The organism is Maritalea porphyrae (genome assembly GCF_030159895.1).
In the GTDB taxonomy this organism is placed as follows: Bacteria; Pseudomonadota; Alphaproteobacteria; order Rhizobiales; family Devosiaceae; genus Maritalea; species Maritalea porphyrae.
On sequence record NZ_BSNI01000002.1, the window covers coordinates 2,223,992 to 2,235,699 of the forward strand.

Annotated in this window: 11 protein-coding genes; 5 read left to right on the top strand and 6 right to left on the bottom strand. The window is 50.4% G+C overall.

Annotation, left to right across the window (positions count from 1 at the left end; all coding sequences use genetic code 11):
* The first annotated feature begins 125 nt into the window (after window positions 1–125).
* Window positions 126–1,292 (top strand): ribonuclease D, encoded by a 1,167-nt coding sequence (rnd, locus tag QQL65_RS14215; RefSeq protein WP_284365619.1) that lies wholly within the window; start codon window positions 126–128, stop codon window positions 1,290–1,292.
* Here the strand turns inward: rnd and QQL65_RS14220 are convergent.
* The 4 genes from QQL65_RS14220 to QQL65_RS14235 all read right to left on the bottom strand — a co-directional run bounded on the left by QQL65_RS14220 (window position 1,289) and on the right by QQL65_RS14235 (window position 6,947).
* Window positions 1,289–2,833, bottom strand: a complete 1,545-nt coding sequence (locus QQL65_RS14220; RefSeq protein WP_284365620.1) for a Ppx/GppA phosphatase family protein — start codon at window positions 2,831–2,833, stop codon at window positions 1,289–1,291. The two genes, rnd and QQL65_RS14220, sit on opposite strands and share 4 nt — an antisense overlap.
* Complete coding sequence (locus tag QQL65_RS14225) at window positions 2,830–4,998, bottom strand: RNA degradosome polyphosphate kinase (protein ID WP_284365621.1); 2,169 nt, start codon at window positions 4,996–4,998, stop codon at window positions 2,830–2,832. Before QQL65_RS14225 ends, QQL65_RS14220 begins: the two co-directional genes overlap by 4 nt.
* Window positions 4,999–5,105: 107 nt before the next feature.
* Window positions 5,106–5,789 (bottom strand): P-loop NTPase family protein, encoded by a 684-nt coding sequence (locus tag QQL65_RS14230; protein WP_284365622.1) that lies wholly within the window; start codon window positions 5,787–5,789, stop codon window positions 5,106–5,108.
* Window positions 5,790–5,792: 3 nt separating this feature from the next.
* Entirely contained in the window at window positions 5,793–6,947 is a 1,155-nt protein-coding gene (locus QQL65_RS14235) for an AI-2E family transporter (RefSeq protein ID WP_431357091.1), read from the bottom strand.
* A 150-nt stretch (window positions 6,948–7,097) separates the two neighbouring features.
* On the opposite strand from QQL65_RS14235, the gene purM reads away from it, so the two are divergent.
* From purM to QQL65_RS14255, 4 genes are all read left to right on the top strand, one after another.
* Complete coding sequence (gene purM / locus QQL65_RS14240; protein ID WP_284365624.1) at window positions 7,098–8,174, top strand: phosphoribosylformylglycinamidine cyclo-ligase; 1,077 nt, start codon at window positions 7,098–7,100, stop codon at window positions 8,172–8,174.
* A complete protein-coding gene (gene purN / locus QQL65_RS14245; protein ID WP_284365625.1) occupies window positions 8,171–8,800 on the top strand; it encodes a phosphoribosylglycinamide formyltransferase in 630 nt (209 codons plus the stop codon). The genes purM and purN overlap by 4 nt, the downstream gene beginning before the upstream one ends.
* 12 nt (window positions 8,801–8,812) lie before the next feature.
* Window positions 8,813–9,511 (top strand): SDR family oxidoreductase, encoded by a 699-nt coding sequence (locus QQL65_RS14250; protein ID WP_284365626.1) that lies wholly within the window; start codon window positions 8,813–8,815, stop codon window positions 9,509–9,511.
* A gap of 99 nt (window positions 9,512–9,610) precedes the next feature.
* Window positions 9,611–10,507: a DMT family transporter gene (locus QQL65_RS14255; protein WP_284365627.1), complete on the top strand. Its 897-nt coding sequence runs from the start codon at window positions 9,611–9,613 to the stop codon at window positions 10,505–10,507.
* Between the two features lie 13 nt (window positions 10,508–10,520).
* Here the strand turns inward: QQL65_RS14255 and QQL65_RS14260 are convergent, their stop codons facing one another.
* Both QQL65_RS14260 and QQL65_RS14265 read right to left on the bottom strand, forming a co-directional pair.
* Window positions 10,521–10,826 carry a hypothetical protein gene (locus QQL65_RS14260; RefSeq protein WP_284365628.1) on the bottom strand — a complete coding sequence of 102 codons (306 nt, stop codon included), beginning with the start codon at window positions 10,824–10,826 and terminating at the stop codon, window positions 10,521–10,523.
* 60 nt (window positions 10,827–10,886) lie between these two features.
* The gene (locus tag QQL65_RS14265; RefSeq protein ID WP_284365629.1) at window positions 10,887–11,627 is read right to left on the bottom strand and encodes a helix-turn-helix transcriptional regulator; all 741 of its coding nucleotides are present in this window, start codon (window positions 11,625–11,627) and stop codon (window positions 10,887–10,889) included.
* Between the last annotated feature and the right edge of the window lie 81 nt (window positions 11,628–11,708).

Here is an 11,708-nt window from a genome sequence, read left to right on the forward strand (position 1 = left end):
TCCGGCTCATATGAGTTCAAGCCATATCAAGGGTTGCAAGTTGCTAGAAAAACCGCACACTAGCGCGCAACCAATAAACCAAAAACGACGCCGTTTCAAACGCGCAACCGGATAAAAAGAATAATATGAAAATCATCACGTCCACGAAGGACTTGGCCAACTTCTGCAATGCAGCAAAAACCTTTGATTTTGTCACAGTAGATACAGAATTCCTGCGCGAAACAACGTATTGGCCAATTCTTTGTCTGGTGCAAATGGCCACGCCTGAAGATGCGGTGATCGTTGATCCGATGGTCGAGGATATCGACCTCACCCCAATGTTCGATCTCTTTCAAGACAAGTCGGTTGTCAAAGTCTTCCACGCAGCGAAGCAAGACATAGAGATTTTCGTCAAACTGTCCGGCAACGCACCACAACCTGTGTTCGACACACAAGTGGCGGCCGCCGTTTGCGGCTTCGGCGACAGCATCTCCTATGACAATTTGGTCCGCCAGATCACCGGCACCCAGGTGGACAAAAGCTCACGCTTCACCAATTGGTCTCATCGTCCACTCACCGACAAGCAGCTTACCTATGCCCTTGGCGATGTGACTCACCTGCGCGATTGCTACACGCACATTCTTGAGCAATTGGAGAAAAAGAACCGACTGCCTTGGATTGAAGCCGAATTGGCAGCGTTGATGGATCGCCACAATTATCTCGTGCAACCAGAAGATGCGTGGAAACGATTGAAAATGAAAGTCAATCGGCCGCGTGATTTAGCGATGATGAAAGAACTCGCCGCTTGGCGCGAACGTAAAGCGCAGCAGCAAGACGTACCGCGTGGCCGTGTAGTCAAAGACGATGCGATCTACGAGTTAGCGCAGCAACAGCCAACGTCGCCAAAAGCGTTTGATCGTTTGCGCTCATTCTCTAAAGGCTTTGGCCGCTCATCTTCGGCAGATGAAATCATCAAAATCGTCACCCAAGTTCAAAAGATCGACAAAGACGATCTACCCAAAGTGCCGCGAAAACCAAATGGCCCGTCGCCCAAAGGGGCAATCGGCGATTTGCTTCGTGTATTGCTAAAGGCCGTTAGCGAAAGCGAAGGCGTCGCGCCGCGCATTATCGCCTCAAGTGACGACATCGATCAAATCGTCTTGGACAGCAACGCTGATGTCCCTGCGCTTTCTGGCTGGCGTCGCGACGTGTTCGGCGACAAGGCGTTGGCCATCAAGAATGGCAAACTAGCGCTTGGCGCAACACCGGAAGGCATCGTTCCGATCAAAGTTGATCTCGAGGTCAACGACTAGGCAGAAACTACTTCAGCTTCTAAGTCCAAAAAGGTGGCCAGCTGATTAAGCCGTCTGAGCATCTTCTCGGCCGCCAACACTTCAAACCCAGCGGGCAAAACCAACTGCAACTTGTCCTCGGTCTTTTGCCAGCTAATTTGTGGCAATACATTTGGCATCGCTGCCGACAACAAATATGCCACTCGGAACAGTGCACCGATCATGTCCGCATGTTGCGCGTGCTTTTCAGCACATAAGGCAAGCACTGCGTCATTTTCCAAATGTTTTCGTTTGAGCCCCAAATAGCGTACCGCCAAGCATCTGGCCAAATGAGCACGTCCCCCATGATCAACACCAACAAATGATCCATAAGCGATTGCGTCAACTGCTTGTACACCTCGGTAGTCTGGGTGCCCACGCCAAGAAATGTCAGAAAGATAACAAGCAGCATTTCGCAATTGCCGCTGTGCATCGCTTTCTTCAAAACCAATTGCGTCCAGGAATGCTGCGGAGAACTCGATTAGATCCTGAGCATGTTGGGGAGAACGCGAACGCAAGATAGACAGCTCTTCGCAGGCTTGAAGCAAAGGATCAACTTGCTGCTCCGCATCATCAAGCTGGCCAAATAGATAGCCCTCACGCACGCCAAGCGCCGAAAACTTTACCGTTTTGAACTTCCCAACTTCCGATACAGCCTGAAGTGCTGCCGCACCATAACTCAATAAATCACGTCTATTGCTTGAAAGACGCTGCGCTTCCTCAGGCAATTCGCCTTTCTGCGACAATTCAATGATTTGACTGCACAATTCACTCATATCCGAAGCGTCAACCCGATATCCTTGAACCATCGACAACGGGTAGTTTGTACGAATTTGATGAACCTTTGCCAAGGCACGCCACGTGCCACCAATAGCAACGAATTCGGTGCGCTTTACGCTGCCAATTAAGCTCGATGCGGACAGCGCCTTGCGTGCAATTTTAAGTGCCTTAGCAGCAGAATTCCCGCTGTCGTCTTGCAAACGAATAGCGCCTAGCGGGTGCGTTTCACCTTCACCGGGTTGCTGACCGTCGAGAATTGCCAATTCGAGGCTGCCACCGCCGAAATCACCCAGCATCCCTTGTTGTTGCGGCATACCAGCGATCGTTCCAAGCGCCGCAAAGTGAGCTTCTTCCTCGCCGGATAATATCCGAACCGCCGCGCCCATAATTTCTTCGACACCTGCAATAAACATTGCGCCATTACTCGCGTCGCGCGTAGCAGCTGTTGCAAGAATATGCAGGTTTCCAACGCCGGTCATCTGACAAACAAGCGCAAAACGGCGCATTGCGATCAAAGCACGATCCACACTGTCTTGCGCCAACGCCCCGGTTTGGCCAATACCGCGCCCTAAACCGCAAGCCACTTTTTCGTTGTAGATCGGGGTTAGCGCACGAATATGACGCTCGTAAATGACCAGTCGAACGGAGTTGGACCCGATATCAAGGACAGCAATCGGCTGCCCCTCGGTGATACGACCTTGGGCTGTCGGTGCTTTCAGCGACTTAACAAAAGACCGGATCAATCATCGTCCTCTTCAACAAGCCCGTCGCTTGCTGAAGCGCTGCCACGGCCCGACAAGCTTGGGTTGGTCATGAAATACTCATGCGCGTTAAACGCAACCTCCCCTTCTTGTGGCTCGATTCGTCGCGAAGTACCATCCGGAAGCACTTCCCAGCTTTGCTGATTGTCATTGATATTCGCGACCATGATCCTATCAAGCACTTGTCGCTGCACTGTCTTATTAAACAGCGGCACCAACACCTCAACCCGTCCATCAAGGTTGCGCGGCATCAAATCAGCGGAAGAAATGTAAACTGCCGCTTTGCGCGATGGCATTTCGTGGCCCTGCCCAAAGCAGAAGATTCGTGAGTGCTCAAGGAAACGACCAACAATGCTTTTTACCCGAATATTGTCGGAGAAACCTGGAATCCCGGGGCGCAAACAGCAAATGCCTCGTACAATCAGTTCAACCTGTACCCCGGCCTGCGACGCGCGATAGAGCGCATCGATAATCTTAGGGTCCACCAACGAATTCATCTTGAACCAAATATTGGCAGGCTCGCCAGCCTCAGCATGTTCAATTTCCTTATCGATATGCTGCAACAAAGTGCTGCGCAACGACATCGGTGAAACCGAAATGCATTCAAGCGCTGTCGGGCGCGCATAGCCCGTAATGAAGTTGAACACCCGTGCCACATCACGTGTAATCGTTGAGTTGGTCGTAAAATAGCTAAGGTCAGTATAAATCTTCGCCGTAATCGGGTGATAATTTCCTGTTCCGATATGACAGTAAGAAACCAACTTGCCTTTTTTCTCGCGTCGCACGACCTGGCTCAATTTGGCGTGGGTTTTCCATTCGATAAAACCAAACACCACTTGAACGCCTGCGCGCTCAAGGTCTCGCGCCCAACGAATATTGGCTTCTTCATCGAACCGCGCTTTCAATTCGATCAACGCGGTTACAGACTTACCGGCTTCTGCTGCCTGAATAAGCGCTTTCACAATCGGAGAATTGTTAGACGTGCGATAAAGTGTCTGCTTGATCGCCACCACATCCGGATCGCTCGCCGCCTGCATCAAGAATTGCGCAACAATATCAAAGCTTTCATAGGGATGCTGTACTACGATATCTTTTTGCTTGATGGCCGCAAAACAGTCACCATGATGATCCCGCACGCGTTCTGGAAAACGCGCATTGAACGGCTTAAACTTCAATTCCGAGCGGTCAATCGAGCAAATGCTTGACGCATCCGCAAGCGCCAAAAAGCCTTCAACCTCGAACGTATCTTCCTGCCCCACACGCAACTCGTCGGCGATCCGCTTACGCAATTTGCGCGGCATTGAGCGCTCGATTTCGAGCCGGATCACCTGACCACGACGGCGTTGCCGCAAAGCAGATTCAAACTCCACAACAAGATCAGCAGCCTCATCATCGATTTCCATTTCGCTGTCACGAATGACACGAAACGCACCGGCGCCAACCACATCATGCCCCGGAAACATGCCTTCAAAGAACAAGTTGATGAGGGTTTCGATGGTGACCATCTCGATACGTTTGCCCAGCGTCAACTCCTCAGGAATAAAGACAAAACGCTCAACATTGTTCGGCACCCGAACAAGCGCCGTAAGTGTCTCGTCCTCGTCTGGACGTTTCAGTTCAAACGCTAACGAAAAGCCTAAGTTTGGAATGAACGGAAATGGGTGAGCAGGGTCGACTGCCATTGGGGTAAGAACAGGAAAGATTTCATCCTTGAACATCTGCTCAAGATATTCGAGCTGTTTATCCGACAATTCGTCGGCCTCATGCAACACAATGTCTTTTTTCTCAAGCGCTTCACGAATTTCTTGCCAACTGTCCTGTTGTTCGAGATGCAAGTGTTGCGCAAGAGCGGCAATCTCATCCAGTTGCTCGGCAGGCGACATGCCGTCCGCACTTAAGCGCGTCACCCCTGCCCGCAATTGGCCTTTCAACCCCGCAACGCGGACCATAAAAAACTCATCAAGGTTGCTAGCAGAGATCGAAACAAAACGCAGTCGTTCAAGCAAAGGATGCGCTGTGTTACCAGCTTCTTCAAGCACGCGCATATTGAATTGCAACCAAGACACCTCCCTGTTCACAAATCGCGCAGGGCTGTTCCACAATGCATCGACTTCAGGAGCAAGGTCTTCAGTTGTCATATTGTCCATGTGTTGCCTCAAATCAGGCACGACATTTCGCGCCTCAATAAATCATTTTCACTCAAAAACTTAGCCCAGATTTATGGCAATAACGTTACAATATTGCGTTGCCTAAACTACGCCTTAGCCAAGTCCTCGAGCGCCTCTGCTGCCACGCGCTTTGTAATGGCTTTTCCCTGTGCCAATGCCAGCTCGTCCATCTTCTCAACGAGTGCCACCACCTGCGCTGGAGATCGCTCCATCCGTGGCAAGATATAGCTTATCAGAGATGGATCGACTTGCACTTGACGATCATCAAAAAGCTTCACAAATAGTTGCATCAAATGCGCATCATCAAGCGCTGCAATTTCCACCGAATGCGCAAGACGAAGGCGTGAGCGGACATCGTTTGTCCGCAAGTCCCATTCGTTTGGGTGCGCAATAGCTGTAAGCACAACGCGAAACTCTGAGCGCATAGCTTGATTAAGCAAATTGAACAAAGCTGTTTCGCCCATCCATAGCGTGTCGGCTGCTTCCACGAGCAAATCGCTTTCCAAATACTCCGGCCATTCATCACCCGGGGAAAGTCGAACAGCCGCCATATGCTTTGCCCAAATTCCAGCTAGGTGCGTTTTCCCCGATTTTGGCGGACCAAAAAGCACACTGACCTGAGCTGGCCATTCGTTAGCCACTAGAAAATGGTCGTAGGCGACCTTATTGCCAGCACCGACCACAAAATCAGCCTCACCCATCGCTGTTTCAACAGGTAGGTCCAACACCAATTGCTGGTTTATTTGGGTCGCATTCTTGTCTTTTGCCATGCGCTAGCTTGTTGCGCTTTCTGTTGTTTTACTTGCTTCTTCTTGGTCTTCAGCGATGGCAGATGGCATCACTTTAGGCTTTGGCCCATTACTCGCATCATATAGCGGGCTTTCTAGATACTTTTTGACCGCGTAGCGGCCAAGCACCCCAGCAATCGCAGCCATAGGCACCGCCAAAAGTACACCGACTGCGCCGAAAAGCAGCGCAAATGCAAATAGTGCAAACATTAGCCAAACCGCGTGCACGCCAATCGAACGCCCCACGAGCTTAGGGTACAAAATGTTACCTTCAATAAACTGACCGACCATGAATATGCCGAACACGACGCCGACCATAAACCAATCAGGCCAGAATTGAACAATTGCAACACCGATAGAAAGGACAAAGCCAACCAGAAAACCGACATAAGGAATGAAACTAAAGAAACCAGCCGCCAAACCAATGGCGAGGCCAAAATTTAGGTCTACAAGGGTCAGGGCCGTGGCATAGAATGCCGCCAAGATCATGACAACCGAGCTTTGCCCGCGCACAAAGCCTGCCATTGCGACATCAATTTCGCCAAAAACATACTGAATTTCTTTGCGATGCTCACGCGGCAACAATTCGTCAATCCGCTTAACCATCTGGTCCCAGTCGAGCAAAAGATAGAACGCAACAACGGGCGTAACAATCATCAGGCCAAGTGCGTTAAGCAAAGTCAAACCGCTCTGCGCAACTCGCGTCGTTACATCCACAGCAAAGCCAATGCCCTGATTAAGCAATTGATTTAGCCATTGCTGGAATTCGGCCGCGCGTTCCTCGCCCAACCGCTCAATGATTGTTGGGGCATACTTGTTTCCGTACTCAGTGGCGAAAACCTGCAATTGCGAAATATATTCGGGCAAACGGGCCACGAGACCAACAAGTTGGTTGATCAACGGCGGTACGATAAACAAAAACAAACCAATAAAGAACGCAACAGCAACCACAAGGATAGTCAGCGTAGCCCAAAACCGGGAGAATTTGATCTTCTCAAGCAAATCGGCAACCGGGTCCAGCAAATAGGCCAAAATCATGCCCGCAATGAACGGCAGTAGTATGCCGCGGAACACCCACATGAACAAAATGAACACGGCGAGCATCACAACCCACGCTTTTATCTGATTTTGCAGTGTCATATCGGGCCCCGCCTCTTGCGTGAATGTGCTCAAACCTTTATCAGCGCTGATATCGTTTTGAATGCGGATATTCAACCAGATATGGCTGATCGCATCAACATTTTCGCCTTTCAGCGCGAACATGCCTAAAAATAGGGATTGGGGCACAAAATGCCAGATAATGCATCAAAAAAAACCAACGGTTTGTCATATCGCGACGCAGGCGTGGATATTGACGCAGGCAACGAACTTGTCGAGCGCATCAAACCAGCAGTTAAATCCACAAAACGCCCCGGTTCAGACACCGAAATCGGCGGCTTTGGTGGGCTGTTTGACCTCAAAGCGGCAGGCTTTAAAGATCCAATCCTTGTTGCCGCCAATGATGGTGTGGGAACAAAACTAAAAATCGCTATTGATAGCGGTGTGCACGACACAGTAGGCATCGACCTTGTGGCTATGTGCGTAAACGACTTGATCGTTCAAGGCGCTGAGCCACTTTTCTTCCTCGACTACTATGCAACCGGCAAATTAGAAAATGATGTTGCTGTTGCGGTGGTTGAAGGGATCGCCGCAGGCTGTCGGGATGCAAATTGCGCCCTTATTGGCGGGGAGACCGCTGAAATGCCAGGCATGTACAAAGAAGGCGATTATGACCTCGCTGGCTTTTGTGTCGGCGCGGCAGAGCGCGGCAACATGCTGCCAACAAACGACATCTCCATAGGCGACGTGATTATTGGTCTACGTTCTTCTGGCGTCCATTCAAATGGCTACTCGCTTGTGCGCAAAATTGTCGAGCTATCAGGTTTGGCATGGGATGCCCCTGCTCCTTTTGAAGACGGGGTTACACTTGGTGAAGCCTTGCTGCGTCCGACGCGCATTTACGTTCGCCAAATTCTTGCAGCGCTCAAAAACGGCGTGAAGATCAAAGCCCTCGCCCACATTACGGGTGGCGGGTTTACAGAGAACATCCCGCGTGTATTGCCAGACACGCTGGCAGCGTCAATTGATCGCTCTGCGATTGTTGCCTCGCCTGTGTTCCGCTGGCTTGCAGATCAAGGCGGCGTAAAAGCTGACGAAATGATGCGCACATTCAACTGTGGCGTTGGCATGGTCTTAGTGGCAAGCGCTGACGAAAAAGACGCGCTAATCAAAGAACTCAAGTCAGCCGGTGAAGAGCCACTCGTTCTTGGCGAACTGGTTGAGCGCGACGGTGACGCCGTGGTCTATTCGGGTGAGCTATCACTATGAGCGCAAAAACCAAGGTCGCAATTCTGATTTCGGGACGCGGCTCCAACATGCGCACCCTGATTCAAGCTGCGAAAGACAAAGACTATCCTGCTGAAATAATTGGTGTATTCTCGAACCGCGCAGATGCAGCGGGCCTCGCCTATGCTCAAAGCGAAGGCATTCAGACAGCAGTGATTTCTCACAAAGATTTTGATAGCCGTGAATCATTTTGTGAAGCACTTGATGCACAACTTGAAGTATGGGGCGCCGAGCTATTAGTCCATGCGGGCTACATGCGTATACACGCGGACAGCTTTGCTCAAAAGTGGCTTGGAAAAATGCTCAACATCCACCCCTCCCTATTGCCGTCATTCAAGGGCCTGCATCCTCAGCAGCAGGCATTGGATGCAGGGGTGAAAATTGCAGGCGCAACGGTGCATGAAGTAACGCCAGAACTTGATGCCGGCCCGCCAGTCATGCAGGCTGTCGTTCCTGTGTTGGATAGCGACGATGCCGACACGCTTGCGGCACGCATTCTTAAAGTTGAACATCAAATCTACCCACTGGCGCTCAAGCAATATATCGAGAAACGTCCAAATAATGACGTTGAAACCGCTGACCAGACGTCGCTCGTTTGGCCCAACTAGGAGGAAAGCAAAATGACCAAAACTGTTGTGATTACAGGTGCCAATCGCGGAATTGGCTTTGAGTTGGTCAAATGCTACCTCGCAAACGGCGATTGGCACATTATTGCAGCCTGCCGATCACCCGAAAGTGCAAAGGCCCTGAATAGCCTTGCGGATGCGACCGACGGTGACATCGAGATTGTACAGCTCGATGTTGCAAATGCCGATTCTGTTGCCGCGTTTGCAAGTGCAATTGGTGACCGGAAAATTGATGTCTTGATCAATAATGCTGGAGTGATCGGTGGCGATCACCAATCTTTGGGTGACATCGACTACGATGAGTGGATGGAAACACTTGCGATCAACACGCTGGGCCCTGTTCGCGTCACTGAAGCGCTGATCAGTAACATTCGCAAAAGCGACAATGGCAAGATTGTTGCCATTTCAAGTCAGTTGGGCGCAATGCAGTATCAAACCCAAGGGCGGTTTGCATACAATTCGTCAAAAGCAGCGCTAAATCGCGCAATGACTTTGCTTGCCAGCCAATTGCGATCTGAAAGCATAATTGTAGCCATGTACCATCCGGGCTGGGTACAGACGGACATGGGCGGTCAGCAAGCTGACATAACGCCGCCAGAAAGCGCCAACAGCCTTTTCCAATGCTTTGAAAAGCTTGTACTTGCAGATACCGGCAAGTTCTTCAAATGGAACGGTGAACCACACGCTTGGTAGCTCATCAATTTTTGTGATGGTAAAATCGTATTTTTCGGTTCGACAGCGACACGCAACTGAGCATAGGTTGGCGCTCCACAAAGTCGAAAGCACAGCCACGTGAAAATATCAGATTGGGCGATCATTATCGGCATGGGGTTTATCTGGGGCGGTTCGTTCCTGTTTAACGCCATCCTTATCCGCGAATTGGGACCACTTTCAGTTTCCCTTGGCCGCGTTGGTGTGGCCGCAATTGGCTGTTGGGCCTACCTTTTGGCCACAAGGGTACAACTTCCCTCGGACTGGCGGATTTACGCGGGCCTCACCTTGCTCGGCATCATCAATTTTTCGATTCCATTTGCACTGTTCCCATTGGCCCAAGCACACGTAAATGTCGGCGTTGCAGGAATCGTCAACGCGTTGACACCAATCATGGTCGTGATCGTTTCGCAATTCTGGCCCGGCGGCGAAAAAGCAACGAAAGCAAAATCAATTGGTGTTGCGATTGCATTTGGTGGCGTTGCTCTGATTGCTTTGCCTGCCGTGCAATCAGGCGGGCAATCGGAATTGTGGGCAATTGGATTAATGATTCTCGCAACATTCCTTTACGGCATCGCGCTCAACTATACGCGATCGTTCAAGCATCTAAACCCTTCCTTCATTGCCACAATAGCACTCACAGGGGCAACAATTGCGCTACTGCCATTTGTGCTAATGATTGAAGGTATGCCGCAAATCCAAAAAGCAGAATCTTGGGGCGCTTTGTTCTATATCGGCTTCATCGCCACCACATTCACGTTCTTGGTGGTGTACCGAATTTTGGAGCGGGTTGGCGCAACAAACATGTCTACAACAACATTTGTTGCCCCCATATCGGCAATAATATTGGGTTTTATCGTCTTGGGCGAAAACATCCTGCCAATTCATGTTGCAGGCATGGCCGTCATCTTCGTAGGCATTTTGGCAATAGACGGTCGACTGTTTAAGCTTTTCCAGCACGCAAAGCCGGCCGCCTAGGCGTTAATTCAGATCACGCCGACTGCGTTTGCACCGTCACGGCCATCGGCTCAGGCGACAAGCTGTCGCCTGCTAGTTCTTTGAGGCGGGCCGCGAAAATCTTGAAATAGTCGCGTGATTGGACGAGCGTAAGTATCTCTTGGCTTTTCCATCGGCCAATGTGGGTTCGTCTGTTGCTTTCCCGAGACTTCGAAACTATGTAGCTAAATCCTTCCCCAATCTCGGTATCAGCATCAAGTGCCGACACAAACGTGCCGACAACATTCTCCCATTCTTTCTCATCGCCCGAATATGTGTAGTTGATAACAATTCCATTCAATTGGCTTTCTCCTGTTCTCAACCCATGTCGTATGAAGGTCAACAAATTCGACACTTCAATTTATCGTCGGGTCATCTCATCTGAAAATGCTTTGTCGATTTGAGTTCTTCGCGGATTGCTTTGCTCTTCCTCCCACCAAAGCTTCTTGAGCGCGGCACGCGATTTGGGAATTCGTTCATTAAGCACTTCAAGTTTTGATATTCGGTCTGCGCGAAACGCTCGAAATGCTTCGCGTTGCTCACACCAACAAAGCATCAATCGCTTGAAGTCAAAATAGCCAATAGAGATTGGCCAAACGCGCCTCGCGCTTAACCGCCCCTGTTCATCGGTGTATTCCAGCTCTACAACCCTCTCCGCTTTAAGCGCTTTGCGCAATTCGTGAGAGGAAACATGCCCTTCATATCGCTGTTTCGTCTTAGCAGGTGCATAAAGCGATACGCCGAAAAATTCCTCACGCAACTCTTGAGGTAAGACCGCCGCAATTTTGGCAACCACATCTTTTGCTGCAAGCTGTTGATCTAAATCGCCGTGAACCTCAACCCACCGCGCACCCAGCATTAGTGTTTCCAACTCAGTTGAATTGAAAATCAATGGCGGCAAATCCAAACCACCTTCGAGAACATAGCCAACCCCTGCCTCGCCTCGCACGGGCACATTGATCGATTCAAGTGCAACCATATCGCGATAGATTGTGCGTTTGGCCACCTCTAACTCTTGCGCAATTTGGCCAGCAGAAACTGGCTGCCCGTTGGACCGCCGCAAGATCTGCACAATTTGTAACAACCTATCTGCTCGGCGCATTTGTTACTCCATGCTGACACCACGCTGTCAGCATGATGTCAGTATTGTTCAGCCATAGCAACCCAGACAAGGAGCGATGCG

What these genes read in the sequence shown, in the direction of transcription:
- rnd (WP_284365619.1), top strand. Translation starts at nt 126, where the DNA reads ATGAAAATCATCACGTCCACGAAGGACTTGGCCAACTTCTGCAATGCA.
- QQL65_RS14225 (WP_284365621.1), bottom strand. Translation starts at nt 4,998, where the DNA reads ATGGACAATATGACAACTGAAGACCTTGCTCCTGAAGTCGATGCATTG.
- QQL65_RS14230 (WP_284365622.1), bottom strand. Translation starts at nt 5,789, where the DNA reads ATGGCAAAAGACAAGAATGCGACCCAAATAAACCAGCAATTGGTGTTG.
- QQL65_RS14235 (WP_431357091.1), bottom strand. Translation starts at nt 6,947, where the DNA reads ATGACACTGCAAAATCAGATAAAAGCGTGGGTTGTGATGCTCGCCGTG.
- purM (WP_284365624.1), top strand. Translation starts at nt 7,098, where the DNA reads ATGCCAGATAATGCATCAAAAAAAACCAACGGTTTGTCATATCGCGAC.
- purN (WP_284365625.1), top strand. Translation starts at nt 8,171, where the DNA reads ATGAGCGCAAAAACCAAGGTCGCAATTCTGATTTCGGGACGCGGCTCC.
- QQL65_RS14250 (WP_284365626.1), top strand. Translation starts at nt 8,813, where the DNA reads ATGACCAAAACTGTTGTGATTACAGGTGCCAATCGCGGAATTGGCTTT.
- QQL65_RS14265 (WP_284365629.1), bottom strand. Translation starts at nt 11,627, where the DNA reads ATGCGCCGAGCAGATAGGTTGTTACAAATTGTGCAGATCTTGCGGCGG.